The following is a 19,619-nucleotide window of genomic DNA, read 5'->3' as shown; positions in this document are numbered from 1 at the left end:
CCTTCCGGCCCGGGTGCGCCGCCGGTGCGGCGCGTGCGTCCCGTGATCCACACCACAACGCACGAGGCGCCGTGTCAAACGGAGGGTGGACGCAGCGTGTCGTCAGTCGTCGCCGGACGGGCGTGAGCGGGCCCGCTTGATCTCGCCCCGTCGGGACTTCGCGGCGAGCCTGCGGCGCTGCGACCCGCGGGTGGGTTTCGTGGCCCGACGCGAAGGGGGAGGGGGCGCCAGTGCCTCGCGCAGCCGGGCGGCCATCCGCTCACGTGCGGCGGTGCGGTTGCGGCGCTGTGCGCGGTGCTCCGATGCATCGACGGTGAGGGTCGTACCCACGAGACGGGGCGCCAGGCGGGCCAGCGCCTGCTCCCGCTGATGGTCGGTGAGCGAGGTCGTCGTGGCGAGGTCGAGGGAGAGCTGCACGCGGGAGTCGGTCGTGTTGACCCCCTGGCCGCCGGGTCCGCTGGCCCGGCTGAACTGCTCGGTGAGCTCGCCGGCGGGCACGACGAGCCCGCCGGGGATCCCGGGCCCCGAGGGCACGCGCAGCTCGTTCATGACGTCAGGGTCTCACCCGACAGTGCGCGCCACCCCGCCACCGGCCGCCACGAGGCGCTGGCTGTGCTGCTGCTCCGGCAGGTCCCGCTCGAGCTCACGCACGAGCGGGATGACCTCACGGCCGAAGCGCTCGACCTCCTCGCGCACGTGGAGAAATCCCGTGAGGACGAGGTCGATCCCGACCTTCTTCTACTCGACGATCCGCTGGGCCACCTGCTCGGGCGTCCCGATGAGCCCGGTGCGGAAGCCGTCGTTGTACTGCACGAGGTCCTTGAACTCGCTGTCGCCCCACATCCCCTTCTTGTCCGCGGTGGAAGATCCTGCCTGCTTGACCGCCTCGCCGAAGTCGTTGACCTTGTCGGTGTTCGCCTTGGCGATGTTCTCGTCGACGACCGCGACGGCCTCGGCCTCGCTGTCGCGCACGACGGCGAAACCGTTGATGCCGAAGCGGACCCGGCGGCCGTGGAGGGCCGCCTGCTCGCGGACGGCCTGCACCTGCTCGGCGGCACCCTCGAGCGTCTTGCCGTTCATGAAGTACCAGTCGGACAGACGCCCGGCCATGGCCTGCGCCGACGTGGAGTTGCCGCCCTGGAAGATCTCCGGGTTGGTGTCGGGCGCCGGGCGGAAGGTGACGTCGCGGGTGCGGTAGAAGTCGCCGCGGTAGGTGAACTCCTCCTCGTCCCACAGGCCGCGCAGGACCTCGATGAACTCCTCGGCGCGGCGGTAGCGCTCCTCGTGGTCGAGCCAGGCCAGGCCGAGGTCGGTGTACTCCTTCTTGAACCACCCGGAGACGATGTTGAGCGCCAGGCGGTTGCCGGAGGTGGACTGAGCCGTCGCGGCCAGCTTCGCGAGGATGTGCGGCGGCCACTGACCGGGGTGGACGGCGGCGATGACCTTGAGCCGCTCGGTGGCCCCGAGGAGGGCGAGGGAGAAGGCCACCGACTCCTGCTGGGCGTCGGCGCCGTAGGAGGCGAGGTAGCGCACCTGCGTCAGGGCGTAGTCGTAGCCGACCTGCTCGGCCGTGCGCGCCGTGTCGATGTTGTAGGCGGGGGAGTGGTCGGTGCGCTGCTCGATGTCGGAGACGATGAGGCCGCCGGACACGTTGGGGACCCAGTAGGCGAAGCTCACGGCGTCGGGGCTGGTCACGATGGCTCCTTCGGTCGACTGCGGATTAGTCCTACCAAATAAGAAGGAGTTCGATCACCCAAAGGTGTCTCGGTTCGTGGTCAGGCGAGGATCCAGGAGATCGTCTGGTTGTGCGGCGTGGGCACCCCGTGCCGCCTGCCGAGCTCGACCACGCGATCGGCGAAGAGGGCCACCTCGGTGGGGCGGCCGGCGAGCACGTCCTGGAGCATCGACGTGCGCCCCTCGCCGGGCAGGCCGGCGAGGACCTGGTCCCACCGCTCGCAGTCGGCCTCGCCGAGCGGCACTCCCTCGGGCCCGGAGACGGCGATGACCTCGTCACGCAGGGCGAGCATGAGCGAGCGGGCCGGACCCTCGACCGTGAAGTCCGCGTAGGGCCGGCGCAGCACGGCAGAGGCCTGGTTGATGCAGGTGTTGACCATGAACTTCCACCACATCTCGTGGCGCATGTCCGCCGGTGTCTCCCACCGCAGGCTGGCACGGTCGAGCGCGTCGGTGACGGCGTGGACACGATCGGTCGACGCCAGGCCGGGCGCCGTGCCGAGGGTCAGCTGGCCGGGGGAGAGGTAGGTGACCTCACGCCCTTCGCGGCCTGCCGCCATGCCGAGGGCGATGCACAGCAGCACGCTCTCCGCGCCGAACCGCCCGGCGAGGACCTCCTCGCTGTCCAAGCCGTTGAGCACGGAGACGAGTGTGGTCTGCGGCCCGACGAAGGGGGTGACGTCGTCCATCGCAGCCGCCAGGTCGTGGTGCTTGACCGCCACGACCACGAGGTCGACCGGCTGCGGAGCGTCACTGCCGGGATCGAGGACGGACGCCTGCAGCGGGGCGCCGTTGACGGTCAGGCCGTCGGTGCGCAGGCGTCCGGCCCGCTCACCCGAGGCGACCAGGGAGGTGCGCAGACCCCCTTCGACGAAGTGCGCGGCGTACATGGCGCCCATGGCACCTGCCCCGACGACGGCGACGGACTCGATGGCCTGGCTCATGGCCGCAGGCTATCGAGGCGCCCGACGAGCCCGACCACGGCGAGGCATGCCGTCGTGGCTGCGACGAGCGCGAGCCCACCGAGGTGCGGCGCGGTGCAGGCCACGACGAGACCGAAGGCGGCGGCCCCGAGCGAGCCCCGGACCACTCCGCCCAGGAGGTCCTGCACGGCACGGGCTCCGCGGTACCGATGGGTCGACGGGGAGAGCACGAGCGCCACGAGCGGGGCGGCCGCCAGCGTGCCGGCGAGGCCCGAGCCCAGGGTCTCGACGGTCGCGGTCAGCGCGATGACGAGAGCGGAGCCGATCGCGACGCGGACGACGAGGTCGTGCCGTGCGCTCCGCCCGGGCCCGGCCATCGTGACCGGCTCGGCACGGGGCCACCAGGCCATCACTGCCAGGGCCACGAGCACGTGGAGTGCGGCGGTCACGAGGACTCCCTGCGCGAACGTCCGCACGAGGGCGATGCCGATGACCCAGGCGACGAGGGTCATGGCGAGGGCGACGGCGGAGGAGTGGCGTGGGGCTGCGGTCGCATAGGTGACACACATGGCGACGACCGCGATCTGGCCACCGAGCATGCCCAGGGCGCCGTGGGCGAGTGCCTCGGGGCCATGTGACAGGTGGAGCAGGCCCAGGAAGGTGCCGGAGGTGAGGGGGAGCCCGACGACGAGGCCCCCGAGGCGATCACCGAGACGGCCTTGCGCGAGGCTCGCGACAGCGATGACGAGGGGCGGGAGGAGCAGACGGAGCGCGATGGTTTCCACGTGGCACCACCCTCGTCGGACGGCGACCCTGGATGGCGCGGGTTGTGGCCCCGGTGCGCGGGTCTGGCCGTGATGATCGCGGCTAGGGCCTGGAATGGGCGATGATGTCACGGTGAGTCCACTCGATCGCCTCGACCGCCAGATCCTCGGCCATCTCGTGCGCGACGGCCGCGCGACCTATCAGGAACTCTCCCGCGAGGTCCGCCTGTCGGCGAGCTCGGTCGCGGAGCGGGTGCGCCACCTGCGCGCGTCCGGCGTCATCCGTGGCTACCGCGCCGAGCTCGATGCGGCTGCCCTGGGTCGGCCGCTGACGATGGTCAGCGAGGTGCGGCTGCGCGAGTCCACGGTCCGCAGGGAGTTTGCCGCCAGCCTCGCGGCCATCCCGCAGATCGTCGCCGGGTCGCGCCTGACCGGCGACTACGACTACGAGCTGCGCCTGGCCTGCCGGGACGCGGAGGAGTTCGAGTCGATCGTCGACCTGTTGCGCGCCGACCACGGCGTCGTCGCCATCCGGTCGCGCATGGTGCTGCACGACCTCGAGATCGACCCCGGGGGACTCGCCGGGCTCGACTAGGGGTCGAAAGTCCGTTGCGGCACCCGACCGCCCGCCCTAGCGTCGGTGGATGAGCTGCGAGCTGAGGTCCTTGTCCTTCGACGTGCGTGACCCGGCCGCGCTGGCCGCCTTCTGGGCGCGGGTCCTCGGCAGAGACGTGGGGGAGTCCGGCACCGAGCTGCTCCCGGCGGGCCCGAGCGACGTCGCGATCCGCTTCTGCCGACGTGACGACGTGCGACAAGGGCTTGGCCGAGCTCACTTCGACCTGACGAGCGCCACGGCGGCAGAGCAGGACTCGACCGTCGCGCTGGCTCTCGACCTCGGTGCCTCGCACATCGACGTCGGACAGCTGCCGGAGGAGGGGCACGTCGTGCTCGCCGACCCCGAGGGCAACGAGTTCTGCGTCATCGAGGCGGGCAACGGCTTCCTCGCCGACACCGCGCGCATCGGGGCGCTGTCGTGCGACGGCACCCGCGCGGTCGGCCTCTTCTGGAGCGAGGCCCTGGCGTGGCCGCTCGTCTGGGACGAGGGGGAGGAGACCGCCATCCAGTCCCCGGCAGGTGGCACGAAGATCGCCTGGGGTGGCCCGCCCGTCGCGGCCAAGGAGGGGCTCGACAAGCTCCGACTCGATCTCGTCGTGACGGGTGACTCGACGCTCGACCACGAGGTCGAGAGACTCGTCGGGCTGGGGGCTCGGCGGCTCGACCTCGAGCTCGAGCCGGGCGAGGTGCTCCTGGCCGACCCGGACGACAACGAGTTCTCCGTCGTCGCGCAGGGGAGCGAGGGCGATGCCGGGGGATAGCGTGGGCTCGTGATCACCTCGGGCCTCGTCAACGTCTTCACCCACGACGTGCTCCGGGCGCTGGAGTTCTACGGCGGGCGGCTGGGGCTCACGGAGACCTTCCGGACGCCCACCGACGGCGTGCCCGAGCACGCGGAGCTCTCCGCAGGGGGCTTCGTCGTGGCGATCAGCAGCGCCGAGGCCGCGCGCCGCGTCCATGGCCTCGATCCGCAGGTCGGCAGCCCCGCGATGAGCCTCGTCTTCTGGGTGGATGACGTGGACGCGACCTACCGCGATCTCGAGTCCCACGGGGTCGTCGGTCACACGGAGCCCCACGACACGGGCAACGACAACCGCAATGCCGTGGTTCTGGACCCCGACGGCACGCTCGTCGAGCTCGTGGCCAAGCGCGGATGACGAGCGCCGACGGCCTACGGTGAGGCCATGCGCCTGACCGCGGCCGTGCGCGCCTCCGCACGCGACCCACTCCTGCACGTCGCCAAGACCGCCCTGGCGACGATCGTCGCGTGGATCGTCTGCGACCTCGTGATCCCGGACGGTCCGCCGCCGGTCTTCGGGGCGATCGCCGCGATGCTCGTCGTCCAGCCGAGTCTCAACCAGTCCCTGACGAAGGGGGTCGAGCGCAGCGTCGGCGTGGTGGCCGGGGTCCTGCTGGCGACCGGCATGGGTGTCGTGCTCGGCACGGCGTCATGGGTCGTGATGCTGGCCGTGAGCGCGGCACTCGTGCTGTCGTGGGCGCTGCGGCTGACGACCGGGTCGGGCATCCAGATCGCGATCAGCGCACTGCTCGTCCTCACCCTCGGCGCGTCGACGCCGGACTACGCCACGATCCGCATCGTCGAGACGATGATCGGTGCCGTCATCGGCATCGTCGTGCACCTGATGCTCGTCCCGCCGGTCGCGCTGGCGCCGGCTCGTACGGCGCTCGACCTGCTGGGGGAGGAGACGGCAGAAGCCCTCGAACGCCTGGCCGATGCGCTCGTCTCCCGCAAGACCCGACCCGGCCGCCTGCTGCTGCTCCATGACGCCCGGCGGCTGCACCCCCTTCGTGACGAGGCGACGGAGGCCATCGACGCGGCCGAGGACTCGCTGCTGCTCAACCCGCGCGCAGCGCGCTACCGCGGTGAGCTCGCGGCGCTGCGCGACACGCTCGACATGCTCGCCAAGGTCGGCACGCAGGTGCGGGGGATGACCCGGGCCTACGTCGACCACTACGACGAGGGCGTCCGGCAGGAGCCGCTGGTCGCCGGCATCTCCGAGGAGCTGGAGCGCGCCGCGCACGACACCCGGATGAAGCTGCGGCTGGCCGTGCCAACCACGTCGGCGGACGCGCTCGAGGACACGGCGCCCGCGCTGACCGAGCCGCTCGACACGAGCGCACCGCAGGGCATGCGATGGGTGCTCGTCGGCTCGCTCATGGAGGACCTGCGGCGCATCCGGCACGAGCTGGGTGCCGACGGGCGTGGGGGGCAGGGTTCGACGTCCAGTCATGACTGAACTGACATAATGTGGATTATCGGCGTTATGTCGTCTCCGGTGTCGTGAGCGGTTCTCAGGCGTAGATTTCCTTCACCGGCACACCACGCAAGGAGCCTCATGAGCCAAGTCGTCGACTTCACGCACGTGTCCACCGAGGGCCTCGAGAGCTCGCCGGTCGCCGACGCCCTCGCCGGGCTGCGTGCCAACGAGGCGCGCTACTTCAAGAACAAGTACGACCACACCTTCGCCGTCGACGATGCGGCCGACGTGCCCGAGGTCATCGACCGGGTCTCGCGCATCCTCGAGGACGAGCGCGGCATCGTCATCGCCGCTCGGCCGCTGCAGGCCACCGTCGTCGAGGTGGACGGCATCCACTGGACGCACGTCTTCTACGAGTCCGGCCTCGCGATCAACGTGCTGTGGACCCTCGAGGACGGCGGCAAGCGCGCCGTCGGCTTCAAGCTGTCCGACGGAATGGAGGTCCCCGAGGAGCTGTCCGCCTTCAAGTTCGCGCGCCAGAAGTCGAAGCTCGCCGGGACGATCCGCGGCAGCTACTTCGTCATCAAGGGCGACTACCCGGTCTGACCGGCGAGCCTCCCCCCTTGGAGCGTGACCGCGAGGACAAGCCAGACGTTATGTCAGAAGCGTCCCGGGGTGGGCACGGACGAGGTGCCGGGTCCAGTGCAACGTGGCCTCGTGGCGCTCGACCGTGAAGTCCGGGACCCACCAGACGCAGGGTGCCGCGAGGTCATCAGGTCGAAGGGTCGATCCTCGAAGGGCAAGGCGTCGGACCGGGCGCCGACGACTCGGCACCACCCGGCCCCAGACGAGCACGTGCCCGGACCGCGTTGGGTGGCCAGGCCTCGGTGAGGACGGTGCGCGAAGGGAGGTCAGCGGCCTCGTCGACCACCTCTCCCCCGCCGGTGTCGATGTCCAGTGCGGCGCCGGCATCAGCCAGCGCAGCCTCGATCAATCTGACATAACTCGATGGTGGGCGCTCCTCGGTCGTCCGCCCGTCGAGCCAAGCGAATCCCCAGCCCGTGACGTCGGCGGCGGCCGCTTCGGCGACGAGGTCGTCGACGGAGCGCACCGGCCGGATCAGTAGCCGTCAGGCGTGAAGTCGACCTGCGTCGGCGGCGCCAGCGCCTCCTTGGACACCTTGCGCCGCGCGGCCGTGTAGAGGTTCATGACGGCCTCGGGGTCGTGCGCTCGACCCTGGGTGATGGCGGTGAGGATGCCGGCGGCCTCGGCCTCCATCGTGCGTCCGTGGCTGCGGGCCACCTCGCTGAGACGAGTCTCGACGTCGGAGCCCAGGTCGTGGATCTCGAATGTCATCTGGATCACATCCCTTCGTCCACCAAGGTACCGCTGGCCCTCCTGCACGTCACGCCTAGCGCCACGCACGGGTGTCGCGTCGTCAGTGACCGTCCACGTCGAAGACCGACCAGCAGATGTCGTTGCGCCCTGCCATGTCTTCGAGGACCAGCTCGCGGACCGCGTGAGGGAGACGCTCGCGCTGCCACGCAGCCTCCACCCGGCGGGCCTGCTCGCCCCCGTCGTCGGGTGCCGCCGCCACGGTCGCCTTGATCGCGTAGGCGGCCGCCCCGAGGTCGTGCTCGGCGACGTGGCCGACACAGGCCGCCTGGCCGGCGGCGTAGGCGGCGAACCGTGCGGGTCCGCGCAGCTCGCGAGCCGCACCCATCGCATGCCCGCCCAGGGCGCGTGCCGTCATCATCGGCATCTCGCCATCGGCCCACGTCCGGGTCGCAGCGATCGCCTCGCGCGGCCGACGGTCGTCGGGCACCGCCGCCTCGAAGAGTGGCAGGACGTGCTCCGCGCACTCGGCGGCCCACAGCGCGAGGAGCCGGTGGTCGGCGTCGGTGAGCGTCCCGCCACGCCGGACCGTGATCATCCGGGGGTCACGCACTGGCGGCAGGATCACCGCTCGACCACACCCGCGTCACGAAGGGAGGTGAGCGCCGCCCGCACGTCGGCGCGCCCCCCTTCGTCCAGGGGCAGGACGGGGCGGGGCAGCGTGGGGTGCTGCACGAGGCCGAGCTCCTCGGCGAGCGCGGCGACGACTCGGTAGCTGCCGTGGGCGCCGAAGAGCTGCCACAGTGGGTCGAGCCGGCCGGACAGCCGCTGCGCCATCGCACTGTCGCCGGCGGCGGCCGCGTCGACGATCGCGCGGCACGGCCCCGGCAGCGTGCCGGCGAGCACGCTGTACCAGCCATCGCACCCGGCGAGCAGGGCATCGGCAGCCACGGCGTCTCCGCTGATGCCGATCTTCACCTCGGGCGCGATGGCCGAGCGAAGGGAGTCGACCCGGGCTCTCACCACGTCCACTCCCCCGGCGACCGGCGGGATCTTGATCGCCGCGACGTGTGGGAGCCGGCTGATCCGCGCGTGCAGCTCGTCGCTGAAGGCCACGTGCGTGGTGCCGGGGTTGTCGTAGACGACGACGGGCACCGAGACCGCCGCGTCGACGTCGGCGAAGAGCTGGAAGACCTCGTCGTCGGTCAGCGCCTGGTAGGTGACGGGTGCGAGCAGCAGGCCGCTCGCTCCTGCCGCCTGCGCGTCGTCGGCGTGGCGCAGCACCTCGCGCGTGCGCACGTGACCGATGCCTGCGAGGACGGGGACGTCACCGGCGGTGGCCACCGCGAGCTCGACGACCCGGCGGCGTTCGTCCCGGTCGAGGTAGGCATAGCTGCCGGTCGACCCGAGGGCCGTGATGCTGTCGACCGCCGAGCCGTCGAGCTGCTCGACGATGCGCGCGAAGGCTGCCTCGTCGACCGCGTCGTCGACGATCGGCGTCAGCGGGAAGGCGCTCAACCCGCGGAGGTCGGTGGTCGTCACAGCGAGGTGCCAACGTGCGTCACACCGACTCCACGAGGTCGGACCTCAGTGCCTCGAGGTCGCCCGTCCAGCCGCTGCCCTCCATGGCGAGCATCTCGTCGCGCGTCATGACCGGCACCTCGTCGTGGGCGATCTCGAAGTTGGTGGACCCCATCCGTCCACGGTACACATCGCTCATCGGCGATCCCGGACGAGCCGCCGGACCTCGACCTCGTAACGACTCGCGGCACCGGCCGGGGTGCGGAAGAAGCGGCGACGCAGGCTCCCTTCGACCCGGACCCGGTCCCCCTCGGACAGGCGCTGCGCGGCGCGGCGGGTGACCGCCGTCCAGCAGGCGCAGTCGATGGCATCGACCACGTGGCCCGCTCCCCGGGTGACCACGACCCGCAGCGTCACGAGCTCGTCGCCGCTGGGCAGCTCGCGGACCTGCGTCCCGCCGCTCAGCCGACCGGTCAGCACGACCTCGTTGACCTCCTCGACCGCCTCGCCCGTGCTCGTCGTGGCCATGGCACTCCCCCTTCGTCGGCATGTGGTGCGTCCAGCCTCACCGAACCGGAGAGTCCGCGGACGGGCCCGCCCGAGGCTGTGGACGCAGCCCGTCGACCGGAGGAGGATGTGGACGACGTCAGGTCACGGATGGGTGACGACGGCAACCACGACAGGGCCGGGCGCGTCGGGGGAATCATGGACATCTCACGTCGAACCGTCCTCGGTGCCGGGGCCGCGCTGCCCTTCGTCGCACCCCAGGCAGCGTCAGCCGGGCCGAGCCCCACGGACTGGGCCGACCTCGACGCCGCGATCCGCGGCAGCATCGCCAGACCCGGCAGCAGCCTCTACTCCAGCCGTCGGACGCTCTTCGACCCGCGGTGGGACTTCCGCCGACCGGCGGCGATCGCCCGCGTGCTGTCGACCCGGGACGTCGCGACCTGCGTCGAGTTCGCCCGGGCGCACGGGCTGCAGGTGACCGGGCGCTCCGGTGGCCACTCCTACGTCGGCGCCTCGGCCACGACCGGTGCACTCGTCGTCGACACCCGCAGCCTGCGCACCGTCTCGCTCACGCCCGGCCGCACGCAGACGACCGTCGGCGCCGGAGCCGGCCTCTACGCCGTGCACGAGGCCCTCGCCGCCCACGGACGCTCGATCCCGACCGGCACCTGCCCGACCGTCGGCACCGCCGGTCTCACCCTCGCCGGCGGGCTGGGCGTCGACAGCCGTCGCTACGGCCTGACGGCCGACCGGCTCGTGCGCGCGACCGTGGTCGACGGGCGCGGACGCATCCGCACCGTCGACGCGGCGCACGACGCCGACCTCTACTGGGCGCTGCGGGGCGGCGGATCGGGCGCCGCCATCGTCACCTCCTTCACCTACCGGACCATCCCGGCCACGTCGATGGGCTTCTTCACCCTCAGCTACCCGGCCTCGGCGGCCGCGACGGTCGTGCGCCGCTGGGCCGCATGGGTGGCCGAGCAGCCCAGCGACACGTGGGCCAACGCGCACGTCGACGTCTCGGGGTCCTCGCTGTCCGTCCGGGTCTTCGGCGTCTGCCCCGCCGGCCGCCAGGACTCCCGGGCGGCCTCCGCGCGCTCCGCCATCGGCGTCACTCCCCTGCGCACGTCGACGACGTCGCGCACCCACCTCGCCGCGGTGGCCTACCTCGGCGGTGGCACGACGACACCGCGCACGCGCTTCGTCGCCGGCTCCGACATCGTGCGGGTCATGACGAGCGGCACCGCCGAGGCCGTCGTCGAGGCGATGCGCTCGGCCGCCTCCCGCGGCCTGGCCGCCGCCACGATCCTCGACCCGCTCGACGGGGCGGTGCGCACGCTCGGGTCGACGGACACCCCCTTCCCCTGGCGTGGCCACACCGCGAGCGTCCAGTGGTACGTCGGCATGCCCTCGGACGCCGGGTCGACGCAGTACTCACGTGCCCGCTCGTGGCTCGCGCACGCCCACGACCTCATGGGCACGCGCAGCTCCGGCGGCTACCTGGGCTACCTCGAGGCCGGGCGACCGCAGCGCGAGTACCTCTCGACCAATGCCACGCGGCACGCCCGGGTCCGCCGCACCTACGACCCCGACGCCGTCATTCTCTGAGCGCACGATTTCTCCGTCGGGGGCCGTCTCCGTAGACTCCGACCAGCGAAGGGGAGTATCCCGACACCCCACGATCGTCACTACGGAGCCCCGGCTCCCGGTCGTGGAGGCGCGCACAGCGTGGGAGAGACGTTCGCGGACCTGTCCGCCGTCCCCCACCCGAAGGGTTCCTCCGTGTCCGCCTACCAGATCTTCGAGATCGCCTCGCTGACCGTGCTCAGCGCGATCCTGATCCTCGACCTGCTCCTCGTCATCAAGCGTCCCCACGTGCCGTCGATGAAGGAGGCGAGCGCCTGGGTCGCCGTCTACGTCTCCCTCGCCCTGGTCTTCGCCGGCGTGCTCCTCGCCATGGGCGACACGCAGCGCTCCGGCGAGTTCCTCACGGGCTGGCTCCTCGAGTACTCGCTCTCGATCGACAACCTCTTCGTCTTCATCATCCTGCTCGGCAGCTTCGCGGTGCCGCACGCGCTCCAGCAGCGGGTGCTGATGATCGGCATCCTCATCGCCATCGTCCTGCGAGGCATTTTCATCCTCGTCGGCGTGCAGGTCATCGAGTCCTTCGCCTGGGTCTTCTACCTCTTCGGCGCCTACCTCGTGTACGTCGCGTGGAAGCAGGCCTTCGGCCACGACGACGAAGGGGGCGCCCCCGACAACCTCGTGATCCGCACCCTCAAGCGCCGCCTGAACTTCACCGACGAGTGGCACGGGGCCAAGGCCGTCGTGCGCAAGGACGGGGTGCGCTTCTTCACCCCCTTCGTCCTGGTGATCCTCGCCCTGGGCACCGTCGACCTCGTCTTCGCGATCGACTCGATCCCGGCGATCTTCTCGGTGACCACCGACCCCTTCCTCGTCTTCGCGTGCAACATCTTCGCGCTCATGGGTCTGCGCCAGCTGTACTTCCTGCTCGGCGGGCTGCTCGAGCGCCTCGTCTACCTGCACTACGGCATCGCCGCGATCCTCGGGTTCATCGGCGTCAAGCTCGTGCTGCACGCCATGGAGGCCAACGAGGTGAGCTGGATCAACGGCGGCGAGCCGATCACGTGGGTGCCGCACATCGAGACCTGGCACTCGCTCGTCGTCATCCTCGTGTCGATGGTCGTCGCCGTGATCGCCTCCCTGTGGCGGATGCGTTCGCTCGACCGAGCGAGCGCCACGCAGGACGAGGAGCGGGAGCGCGTCGACCACTGACCGGAGCCGGACGGGCAGGGGTGGCGTGCGGGAGACTGCTCGGATGCACCCGCCGCCTCCCCTGGCCGTGAGCGACGCCGGCCTCATCCGCAGCGCCAGCCTGCGCGGGTTCCCCGAGCTGGTGCGCGAGCTCGGGGGCGACCCGCTCGACCCGCTCGAGCAGCACGGGATCGACCCCGAGGTCCTCGAGGCCGACGACGGGGTGCTCCCCATCACCGGTCACGACCTCATGCTCGACCGGGCGGCCGTCGAGCTGGCCTGCCCCGACCTCGGCCTGCGGCTCGCCGCAGCCCAGGACCTGACGATCCTCGGCCCGCTCGCCGTGGCGATCGAGGCGTCGGGCACGGTGAACGAGGCACTCGAGTGCGTCACGAGGTTCCTCTTCGTCCACAGCCCGGCCTTGCGGATCGCCGTCGAGGAGGACCCGAGCGGAGCGAAGGGCGTCGTGGCGATCACCTACCGCAAGCAGCTGCGCGAGTCCCCCTACTCCCCTCAGGCGATGGAGCTCGGCATCGGGTTGCTCTTCCGCATCTCGACGGCGCTCGTGGGGACCACCGCGGGGCTGCGATCGGTCGACCTCCCCCACGCACCCATGTCCCCGCTCACCCGCTACACCGAGGTCTTCGGCGACAGGGTGAGGTTCGGCACCGAGGTCGCGGCGCTGCGGGTCGACCAGCGCACCATGGACGTGCGCTTCGCGGGCGCCGACGAGGCGATCCGCGCCCTGGCGATCGCCCACCTGGCCAGGGACCACCGCGACCCGGGGCAGACGACCTCGGTCAGGGTCCACCAGCTGCTGGTCGAGACCATCGGGACCACCGGCCACGCCCTCGCCGACGTGGCCCGCCTCCTCGCGATTCACCCGCGGACCCTCCAGCGCGCGCTGGCCGCAGAGGGGACGACCTACGAGGCGGTGCTCGACGACGTCCGGCGCACGCTGTCCCTTCGCCTCATCTCGACGAGCACGCTGCCCCTTGCCCAGATCTCGACGATGGTGGGCTTCACCTCGCAGAGCACGCTGACCCGCGCGGTGCGTCGCTGGACCGGCTCGAGCCCTCGGGAGGTGCGGTCGACACGCGGGGGGGGGCCGGACAATCTGTCGCGCTGAGTCAAGTTCTGCCCGGACGCGACGGCCATGCTGGACGGCACTGCGACCGCACCGACCCCGGAGGCACCACGTGACCGACACCCCGACCACCCACCCCACGACCACGGACGTCCGCTCCCTCGGGGCGCGCACGATCCCCGAGTTCGACGGGGTGCACGACATCTGGCCGCGCGGTGACCGGCTCGAGGCGGTGCGCAGCGCGGCCGTCGCCTACAAGAAGCGCTTCACGGCCCAGGGCCAGGTCACCGCGGTGAAGTCGGTGGACATCGCCTCGGCGCCCTACCCCGTCAAGTACGGCTTCAACACCGCCGTCATCGGGCCGCACAGCCCGCTGATCCCGATCATCAACCGGATGGTCGTCGTGCAGTACGACGACTGGGACGGTCGGCCACGCACGCTCGTCTTCGAGCCGACCGTGCCGGAGGGCTCGGCCAAGGCGCCCTTCTTCGACAAGCTGCAGCGCCTGATGAACAAGATCCCCTACGCGAATCGCGCCGAGCAGGTCATCGTCAACTACTACAACGAGCCGGACGAGGCGCTGGCCCAGGTCGGTCTGGGCCCCGAGGACGTCGACTTCTGCGCCTTCGACCACCTGCACGTGCAGGACCCGCGGATGATCCTCGGCTCCTCCACGACCATCCCCGGAGAGCAGGCTCCGCGCGGCCCGATCTTCGGCGAGGCCAAGATGCTCGTCAACACGCGCGAGCTGGCCACCCTGCAGAACCTGCATCCCATGCAGTGGGCCTGGTACGTCGAGGGCAGTCTCGAGGGCGTCGACCTGGACAAGTTCGCGACCTTCGAGGGCGACATCGAGCTCGGCCCGGGGGTCGCGCTGCTGTGGACCCCAGGGCACACCGACGGCAACCACTCGCTCGTCGTCAACACCCCGGACGGCGTCTGGGTCTCGTCGGAGAACGGGATCGCGCTCGACAACTGGCAGCCCGAGCAGTCCCGGATCCCGGGCGTGAAGCTCTACCACCAGCAGTACGGCCGTGAGATCTGCCCGAACGGCAACACCCTCGAGGACTCGCTCGACCAGTACGACTCGATGATCAAGGAGAAGACGCTCGCGGACCCGAGCAAGGAGGACCCGCGGTGGTTGCAGATCCTCCCCTCGAGCGAGCTCGCCCCGTGGAAGCGCTTCTGGCCCGTCGTGCCGACCCATCACCACGGCGGCATCGACTACGGCACGATCCGGGCGGGTCGGCGATGAGCTCCTCCCCCACCCGCTGGCCCGCCGGTGCCGTCGTGACCGGCGCCGGGCGCGGTCTCGGGCGGCAGATCGCCACGATGCTCGTCGAGCGCGGCCACCACGTCCTCGTCACCGACGTCGACGGGGCGGCTGCCACCGAGACCGCCGCCGCGCTCGGCAGCCTGGCCACGGCGATGACCGTCGACGTGCGCGACGAGAGCCAGGTCCTGGCAGCGCGTGACCGCATCGTCGAGGTGGCCGGACGGCTCGACGTCTGGGTCAACAACGCGGGAGTGCTCGTCACCGGCCCGCCATGGGAGCACGACGAGGCGACGCGACGGCTGATGCTCGAGGTCAACGCCCTCGGCACGATGAACGGCACCCTCGCGGCGGTCGGCGCCATGCGGCGCGGGAGCGGCGGCGGCCACATCATCAACATCGCCTCGCTCGCGGGCATCACCGCGGTCCCCGGAGAGGGCGTCTACTCCGCCTCGAAGCACGCGGTCATGGGGTTCAGCCTGAGCACCATGGCCGACCTGCGCGCGGCGAAGGTCAAGGACGTGCACATCTCGTGCATCTGCCCCGACGGCATCTGGACCCCGATGCTCCACGACAAGCTCGACGACCCCGGCGCTGCGCTCTCCTTCTCCGGCAAGCTCCTCCAGCCCCACGAGGTGGTGACCGCGGTGGGCAAGGTCCTCGACGAGCCCCGGCTCGTCACCGCCCTGCCCAGGTGGCGGGGTGCCGTCGTGCGGTTCGGCGACCTCTTCCCGGCCCTCGGGCTGGCGCTGACCCCCTTCGTCGTCCGGCAGGGCGAGCGGACTCAGCGTCGGATGCGCAAGCAGCAGCAGGGTCGCCGGCGGCTCGGCCGAGGCTGAGCCCGACGGTCACTTCGCCTTGGCGGCTGCCTTGGCGAGGTCGGGGGTGACCTCCTCGACGGCGAGCGCGATCGACTCGGGGGTGCCGGCCGCGAGGGCGACGTTCACCTCGTCCTTCTCGTCGAGGACCAGCGCGCGGTCCTCCTTGACGACGGCCAGGGAGCTGATCTTGGCGTCGGACTCGAGGTCCTTGAGCGGCAGGCCGATCGTCGACAGCACGGCGACGTCGGCGTCGAAGGCCTTGACCTGCTCGGCCGCGACCGCGGCGAAGAAGCCACCGCTCGGGGTGAGCTTGCTGAGCGCGGGGTTCTCGACGAAGCCGAGCTCGCCGAAGACGTCGAAGCGCGCGTCGCCCTCGACGTAGCCGCCGTAGGCCTCACCGAACTTCACGCCGTAGGCGAAGGTCTTGTCCTTGAACTCCGGGTGCTCGGCCGCGGCGTCCTTGATGACCTCGTCGGTCTCGGCGACGGCCTCCTTGGCCTCCTCGTCCTTGCCCAGGGCCTTGCCGATGATCTCGGTCTGGGTGCGCCAGTCGACCGCGAAGTCGGGCGCGTCCTTCGGGGCCGAGGCCACGGGCGCGATCTTCGAGAGGCGGTCGAAGACCTTGTCGTCGCCCGCCGCGCGGACGTTGAGGATGAGGTCGGGCTCGAGCAGCTCGATCTGCTCGTAGTTGTAGGTCGTGCCGGAGTTCTTGATGACCTCGATGTCGGCGTCCTCGACGTCGTCCTGGGCCCACTCGCCGACGCCCTGGTTGTCCGCGCCGTGGCCCTGCCAGTCGTAGATCGCCGTCGGGGTGACCCCGAGCGAGGCGGCGATCTCGCCGTCGGACCAGCCGAGGGCGACGACCTTGAGCTCGTCGCCGGCCTGGGTCACGTCGGTCTCGGGTCCGCGCTCGACGGTGCCGACGACCTTGCCGCCGTCACCGCCCTCCGTGGAGTCCTCGGACGAGCCGCACGCGGCGAGTGCGGTCAGGGCGAGCACGAGGGTCGGGGTGACGACGAGTCGTCGCAGGGGTGCCATGGGAGGGGTCCTTCCGAAGGGGGTGGGTCAGGGGTGGGACGGGTCGTGGGCGATGGCGGTGTCACCGGGCAGGTCGGCGGCGGAGACCGCCCCGCTGGCCAGGGGGATGACCATGGGTGTGTGGGACTCGGGGTCGTCGATCACGCGGGCCCGCACCCCGAAGACGCGGTGGACGACCTCCTCGGTGACGACCTCGCTCGGGGTCCCTTGCGCCGCAACGGCCCCCGACGACATCGCGACGAGGTGCGATGCATAGCGGGCGGCCTGGTTGAGGTCGTGGAGGACGGCGACGAGGGTGCGTCCCTGTCGGTGCAGGCGGGTGCACAGCTCGAGCACCTCGAGCTGATGCGCCAGGTCGAGATAGGTCGTCGGCTCGTCGAGCAGCAGGATCGGTGTCTCCTGGGCGAGCGCCATGGCGATCCAGACCCGCTGCCGCTGCCCGCCCGAGAGGGCCTCGACGGGGCGGGTGGACAGCTCGAGCAGCTGGGTGGCCTCGAGCGCCTCGCACACGGCGCGCTCGTCCTCGTCGCTCCACTGCCGGAAGAGCCGCTGGTAGGGGAAGCGCCCCCGCGCGACGAGGTCGACGACGGTGATCCCCTCGGGCGCGATCGACTCCTGCGGCAGCAGGCCGAGCTCCCTCGCGAACTCCTTGCCGCCCATCTCCCGCACGTCGTGGCCGTCGAGGAGCACCGCCCCGTGCGTCGGTCGCAGCAGGCGGGACAGGGCGCGCAGCAGGGTGGACTTGCCACTGGCATTGGGGCCGACGATGACGGTGAAGGAGCCGTCGGGGATCTCGACGGACAGGTCCTCGATGATCACCCGGTCGTCGTAGCCGACCCGCAGGTCGGCAGCGTGCAGGCGGGAGGGGCTCATGTCGTGGCCTTCCGGGACTGGTGCAGGAGCAGACCGAGCAGGTAGACGCCGCCGAGCGCGGTCGTGATGACCCCCACGGGGAGCTGGACGGGCGCCAGCAGAGTGCGTGCCACGGCATCGCAGACGACGAGCAGCGAGGCCCCGACGGCCGCGGTCGTCGTCAGCGGGATGCCCGGGCTGCGGGCGAGCCGCGCGGCGACCTGCGGGGCGATGAGCGCGACGAAGGCGACCGGCCCGGCCACGGCGGTCACCGCGGCGACGAGCGCGACGGCGACGACGAGCAGGAGGAGCTGGTCGCGGGTGGTGTCGACGCCCTTGCTCCGGGCGGCGGCCTCCCCCAGCTCGAACATCCGCAGGCTCGGGGTCAGTGCTGCGAGCGCCGGCAGCAGGACCGCCAGCGCGGCGCCCACGGCGATGACGTCGACGAAGCGCAGCTGGTCGAAGATGCCCTGACCCCAGGCCGCGGCGGCCGCGGCATTCTCGACCCGGGCCCGCACGAGGAGGAATCCGTTGAAGGCCACGAGCATCGCGCTCACGCCGATGCCGATGACGATCAGGCGGGTGCCGTGCACGCCGTCCTTGAAGGCGAGGAGGTAGATCACCGCACCCGTGAGCAGACCCCCGACGAGCGAGCCGACCGTCGCCCCGGCATAGCCGGTGCCGAGCACGAGCATGGCGCCGAGGGCGCCGGTGTTGGCGCCGCTGGTGAAGCCGATGATGTCGGGGCTGCCGAGGGGGTTGCGGGTCAGCGTCTGGAGGATGGCGCCGCCGAGCGCCAGGGCCGCGCCGCCCAGCAGCGCGACGAGCACCCGGGGCAGGCGGCCCTCGACGACGATGCGCCGCACCACCTCCGACTCGGTGCCCGTGAAGGCCCCGACGACGCGGTCGAGCGGCAGGTCGGACCCCGGCGTGGAGCCGACTCCGAGCGACCAGACGGCCACGACGAGCGCGAGGAGGGTCAGGGCGAGCGTCGTGAGGCTCGTGCGCAGGTCCACGCGCAGGCTCGTGCGCCCCGAGCGCGTGCGCAGCACGCGGACCCGGCGCGGCCAGATCTGGGCCGGCGTGCTCACAGCTCGCTCGCCCCGCGCGATCGGACGAGGTGGATGAGCACGGGTGCCCCGATGAAGGCCGTCACCATGCCCACCGGCAGCTCGGTGACGAGCAGGACCCGGCCGACGACGTCGGCGGCGAGGAAGAGCACCGGCGCCGCCAGCGCCGAGGCCGACAGAAGCCACCGCTGGTCGGGACCGACGAGCGTGCGCACGGCGTGCGGGATCATCAGGCCGAGGAAGGAGATCGGCCCGACGGCAGCCGTCCCCGCGCCGCAGAGCACGGTCAGGGCGAGGAAGCCGATGGTGCGCACCGCGGTCACCGGGACACCCAGGGAGCGCGCCCGGTCGTCACCGAGGGCCAGTGCGTTGAGCTGGGCCGAGAGCAGGAGCGCGACGAGCAGCCCGCCGGCGATCCACGGTGACGCGACGGCCAGCAGGTCGAGCGCGTGGTCCTTGTCGAGGGACCCGACCTGCCACCCGCGGATGGCGTCGAAGGCCTTGGGGTCGACCATCGTCATGCCGAAGGCCACCCCGGTGAAGACACAGCTGACGGCCACGCCGGTGAGCACGAGCTTCGCCGGGCTGGCCCCTCCCCTGCCCCGGGAGCCGACGACGTGCACGAGCGTTGCGGCGACGAGGGCTCCGGCCATGGCGAAGGGGATGCTGCCGGCGGTCGACGTGGCGCCGACGAGGGAGAAGCCGACGACCATGGCGAAGTAGGCCCCGGCGTTGACGCCGAGGAGCCCGGGGTCGGCGAGCGGGTTGCGGGTGATCGCCTGCATGAGCGCGCCGGCGACACCCATCGCGGCGCCGACGGCGACGCCGAGAAGGGTGCGCGGAAGTCGCGACCCGCGGATGATCTCGGCGTTGGTGCTGCCGTCGTCGTGCCACAGGGCCCGCCACGCCTCGCCCACCGGGATGTCGCCGCTGCCGACGAAGAGCGAGACGAGCGCGACCCCGACGAGCAGTGCGCCGAGGACGAGGAGGGAGATCGCCCGTCGGCCGAGCGAAGGGGGTGTCCGCGTCGCCTCGCGTGCGAGCTCGAGTCGCGTCGCGGTCGTCGTCATGCCTCACCTCCTCGC

The 19,619-nt window shown here is 71.6% G+C and carries 25 protein-coding genes; 10 read left to right on the top strand and 15 right to left on the bottom strand.

All coding sequences use genetic code 11. The features are described 5' to 3' along the window. Positions 1-102 precede the first annotated feature (102 nt). From arfB to ACQBJO_RS08615, 5 genes are all read right to left on the bottom strand, one after another. On the bottom strand, positions 103-549 hold the full coding sequence (gene arfB, locus ACQBJO_RS08635; protein ID WP_421008289.1) for an alternative ribosome rescue aminoacyl-tRNA hydrolase ArfB: 447 nt from the start codon (positions 547-549) through the stop codon (positions 103-105). A gap of 12 nt (positions 550-561) precedes the next feature. After that, complete coding sequence (locus ACQBJO_RS08630) at positions 562-696, bottom strand: hypothetical protein (RefSeq protein ID WP_421008288.1); 135 nt, start codon at positions 694-696, stop codon at positions 562-564. A gap of 42 nt (positions 697-738) precedes the next feature. Further along, entirely contained in the window at positions 739-1,695 is a 957-nt protein-coding gene (gene sfnG, locus ACQBJO_RS08625) for a dimethylsulfone monooxygenase SfnG (RefSeq protein ID WP_421008287.1), read from the bottom strand. Between the two features lie 80 nt (positions 1,696-1,775). Then, complete coding sequence (locus ACQBJO_RS08620) at positions 1,776-2,678, bottom strand: ketopantoate reductase family protein (RefSeq protein WP_421008286.1); 903 nt, start codon at positions 2,676-2,678, stop codon at positions 1,776-1,778. Then, on the bottom strand, positions 2,675-3,442 hold the full coding sequence (locus ACQBJO_RS08615) for a hypothetical protein (protein WP_421008285.1): 768 nt from the start codon (positions 3,440-3,442) through the stop codon (positions 2,675-2,677). The genes ACQBJO_RS08620 and ACQBJO_RS08615 overlap by 4 nt, the downstream gene beginning before the upstream one ends. Before the next feature lie 112 nt (positions 3,443-3,554). On the opposite strand from ACQBJO_RS08615, the gene ACQBJO_RS08610 reads away from it, so the two are divergent. The 5 genes from ACQBJO_RS08610 (at position 3,555) to ACQBJO_RS08590 (ending at position 6,861) form a co-directional block, all read left to right on the top strand. Then, on the top strand, positions 3,555-4,016 hold the full coding sequence (locus ACQBJO_RS08610) for an Lrp/AsnC family transcriptional regulator (RefSeq protein WP_255183407.1): 462 nt from the start codon (positions 3,555-3,557) through the stop codon (positions 4,014-4,016). A gap of 49 nt (positions 4,017-4,065) precedes the next feature. Next, entirely contained in the window at positions 4,066-4,797 is a 732-nt protein-coding gene (locus tag ACQBJO_RS08605) for a VOC family protein (protein ID WP_421008284.1), read from the top strand. A gap of 9 nt (positions 4,798-4,806) precedes the next feature. Further along, positions 4,807-5,193, top strand: coding sequence for a VOC family protein (locus tag ACQBJO_RS08600; RefSeq protein WP_255183405.1), 387 nt, complete (start codon positions 4,807-4,809; stop codon positions 5,191-5,193). 27 nt (positions 5,194-5,220) lie between these two features. Continuing rightward, positions 5,221-6,294, top strand: a complete 1,074-nt coding sequence (locus ACQBJO_RS08595; RefSeq protein WP_421008283.1) for an FUSC family protein — start codon at positions 5,221-5,223, stop codon at positions 6,292-6,294. 99 nt (positions 6,295-6,393) lie between these two features. After that, positions 6,394-6,861, top strand: coding sequence for a phage tail protein (locus ACQBJO_RS08590; protein ID WP_421008282.1), 468 nt, complete (start codon positions 6,394-6,396; stop codon positions 6,859-6,861). A 166-nt stretch (positions 6,862-7,027) separates the two neighbouring features. On the opposite strand, the gene ACQBJO_RS08585 is transcribed toward ACQBJO_RS08590, so the two are convergent. From ACQBJO_RS08585 to ACQBJO_RS08560, 6 genes are all read right to left on the bottom strand, one after another. After that, on the bottom strand, positions 7,028-7,366 hold the full coding sequence (locus ACQBJO_RS08585; RefSeq protein WP_421008281.1) for a hypothetical protein: 339 nt from the start codon (positions 7,364-7,366) through the stop codon (positions 7,028-7,030). Positions 7,367-7,374: 8 nt separating this feature from the next. Next, a complete protein-coding gene (locus ACQBJO_RS08580) occupies positions 7,375-7,611 on the bottom strand; it encodes a hypothetical protein (RefSeq protein ID WP_255186296.1) in 237 nt (78 codons plus the stop codon). A gap of 82 nt (positions 7,612-7,693) precedes the next feature. After that, positions 7,694-8,218 (bottom strand): putative immunity protein, encoded by a 525-nt coding sequence (locus ACQBJO_RS08575; protein ID WP_421008280.1) that lies wholly within the window; start codon positions 8,216-8,218, stop codon positions 7,694-7,696. Then, the gene (locus tag ACQBJO_RS08570) at positions 8,215-9,132 is read right to left on the bottom strand and encodes a dihydrodipicolinate synthase family protein (protein ID WP_421008279.1); all 918 of its coding nucleotides are present in this window, start codon (positions 9,130-9,132) and stop codon (positions 8,215-8,217) included. The genes ACQBJO_RS08575 and ACQBJO_RS08570 overlap by 4 nt, the downstream gene beginning before the upstream one ends. Before the next feature lie 19 nt (positions 9,133-9,151). Beyond that, complete coding sequence (locus ACQBJO_RS08565) at positions 9,152-9,286, bottom strand: hypothetical protein (protein ID WP_255186293.1); 135 nt, start codon at positions 9,284-9,286, stop codon at positions 9,152-9,154. Between the two features lie 20 nt (positions 9,287-9,306). After that, complete coding sequence (locus tag ACQBJO_RS08560; RefSeq protein WP_255186292.1) at positions 9,307-9,639, bottom strand: single-stranded DNA-binding protein; 333 nt, start codon at positions 9,637-9,639, stop codon at positions 9,307-9,309. 177 nt (positions 9,640-9,816) lie between these two features. Between ACQBJO_RS08560 and ACQBJO_RS08555 the strand changes: the two genes are divergently transcribed. The 5 genes from ACQBJO_RS08555 (at position 9,817) to ACQBJO_RS08535 (ending at position 15,592) form a co-directional block, all read left to right on the top strand. Further along, positions 9,817-11,226: an FAD-binding oxidoreductase gene (locus ACQBJO_RS08555; protein ID WP_421008278.1), complete on the top strand. Its 1,410-nt coding sequence runs from the start codon at positions 9,817-9,819 to the stop codon at positions 11,224-11,226. Between the two features lie 174 nt (positions 11,227-11,400). After that, the gene (locus ACQBJO_RS08550; RefSeq protein WP_421008277.1) at positions 11,401-12,414 is read left to right on the top strand and encodes a TerC/Alx family metal homeostasis membrane protein; all 1,014 of its coding nucleotides are present in this window, start codon (positions 11,401-11,403) and stop codon (positions 12,412-12,414) included. 43 nt (positions 12,415-12,457) lie between these two features. Beyond that, positions 12,458-13,522, top strand: a complete 1,065-nt coding sequence (locus ACQBJO_RS08545; RefSeq protein ID WP_421008276.1) for an AraC family transcriptional regulator — start codon at positions 12,458-12,460, stop codon at positions 13,520-13,522. A gap of 70 nt (positions 13,523-13,592) precedes the next feature. Beyond that, complete coding sequence (locus ACQBJO_RS08540; RefSeq protein ID WP_421008275.1) at positions 13,593-14,735, top strand: hypothetical protein; 1,143 nt, start codon at positions 13,593-13,595, stop codon at positions 14,733-14,735. Continuing rightward, positions 14,732-15,592, top strand: a complete 861-nt coding sequence (locus ACQBJO_RS08535) for an SDR family oxidoreductase (RefSeq protein WP_421008274.1) — start codon at positions 14,732-14,734, stop codon at positions 15,590-15,592. Before ACQBJO_RS08540 ends, ACQBJO_RS08535 begins: the two co-directional genes overlap by 4 nt. Positions 15,593-15,601: 9 nt before the next feature. Here the strand turns inward: ACQBJO_RS08535 and ACQBJO_RS08530 are convergent, their stop codons facing one another. The 4 genes from ACQBJO_RS08530 to ACQBJO_RS08515 are packed head-to-tail and all read right to left on the bottom strand — an operon-like array spanning position 15,602 to position 19,604. Continuing rightward, positions 15,602-16,612 (bottom strand): ABC transporter substrate-binding protein, encoded by a 1,011-nt coding sequence (locus ACQBJO_RS08530; RefSeq protein WP_421008273.1) that lies wholly within the window; start codon positions 16,610-16,612, stop codon positions 15,602-15,604. Between the two features lie 27 nt (positions 16,613-16,639). After that, positions 16,640-17,485: an ABC transporter ATP-binding protein gene (locus ACQBJO_RS08525; RefSeq protein ID WP_421008272.1), complete on the bottom strand. Its 846-nt coding sequence runs from the start codon at positions 17,483-17,485 to the stop codon at positions 16,640-16,642. Next, complete coding sequence (locus ACQBJO_RS08520; RefSeq protein ID WP_421008271.1) at positions 17,482-18,555, bottom strand: FecCD family ABC transporter permease; 1,074 nt, start codon at positions 18,553-18,555, stop codon at positions 17,482-17,484. Before ACQBJO_RS08520 ends, ACQBJO_RS08525 begins: the two co-directional genes overlap by 4 nt. Beyond that, the gene (locus ACQBJO_RS08515; protein ID WP_421008270.1) at positions 18,552-19,604 is read right to left on the bottom strand and encodes a FecCD family ABC transporter permease; all 1,053 of its coding nucleotides are present in this window, start codon (positions 19,602-19,604) and stop codon (positions 18,552-18,554) included. Before ACQBJO_RS08515 ends, ACQBJO_RS08520 begins: the two co-directional genes overlap by 4 nt. Positions 19,605-19,619 lie beyond the last annotated feature (15 nt).

It is taken from the genome of Janibacter zhangyanbonis (assembly GCF_050507325.1).
Lineage (GTDB): Bacteria > Actinomycetota > Actinomycetes > Actinomycetales > Dermatophilaceae > Janibacter.
Note: the sequence above shows the minus strand (reverse complement) of the source record. Positions and strands in the feature narration are given on the sequence as shown.

Coding starts and splice junctions, on each gene's coding strand:
- arfB (WP_421008289.1), bottom strand. CDS start 549: ATGAACGAGCTGCGCGTGCCCTCGGGGCCCGGGATCCCCGGCGGGCTC.
- ACQBJO_RS08620 (WP_421008286.1), bottom strand. CDS start 2,678: ATGAGCCAGGCCATCGAGTCCGTCGCCGTCGTCGGGGCAGGTGCCATG.
- ACQBJO_RS08605 (WP_421008284.1), top strand. CDS start 4,066: ATGAGCTGCGAGCTGAGGTCCTTGTCCTTCGACGTGCGTGACCCGGCC.
- ACQBJO_RS08595 (WP_421008283.1), top strand. CDS start 5,221: ATGCGCCTGACCGCGGCCGTGCGCGCCTCCGCACGCGACCCACTCCTG.
- ACQBJO_RS08590 (WP_421008282.1), top strand. CDS start 6,394: ATGAGCCAAGTCGTCGACTTCACGCACGTGTCCACCGAGGGCCTCGAG.
- ACQBJO_RS08580 (WP_255186296.1), bottom strand. CDS start 7,611: ATGACATTCGAGATCCACGACCTGGGCTCCGACGTCGAGACTCGTCTC.
- ACQBJO_RS08565 (WP_255186293.1), bottom strand. CDS start 9,286: ATGGGGTCCACCAACTTCGAGATCGCCCACGACGAGGTGCCGGTCATG.
- ACQBJO_RS08560 (WP_255186292.1), bottom strand. CDS start 9,639: ATGGCCACGACGAGCACGGGCGAGGCGGTCGAGGAGGTCAACGAGGTC.
- ACQBJO_RS08555 (WP_421008278.1), top strand. CDS start 9,817: ATGGACATCTCACGTCGAACCGTCCTCGGTGCCGGGGCCGCGCTGCCC.
- ACQBJO_RS08545 (WP_421008276.1), top strand. CDS start 12,458: ATGCACCCGCCGCCTCCCCTGGCCGTGAGCGACGCCGGCCTCATCCGC.
- ACQBJO_RS08535 (WP_421008274.1), top strand. CDS start 14,732: ATGAGCTCCTCCCCCACCCGCTGGCCCGCCGGTGCCGTCGTGACCGGC.
- ACQBJO_RS08530 (WP_421008273.1), bottom strand. CDS start 16,612: ATGGCACCCCTGCGACGACTCGTCGTCACCCCGACCCTCGTGCTCGCC.
- ACQBJO_RS08525 (WP_421008272.1), bottom strand. CDS start 17,485: ATGAGCCCCTCCCGCCTGCACGCTGCCGACCTGCGGGTCGGCTACGAC.
- ACQBJO_RS08515 (WP_421008270.1), bottom strand. CDS start 19,604: ATGACGACGACCGCGACGCGACTCGAGCTCGCACGCGAGGCGACGCGG.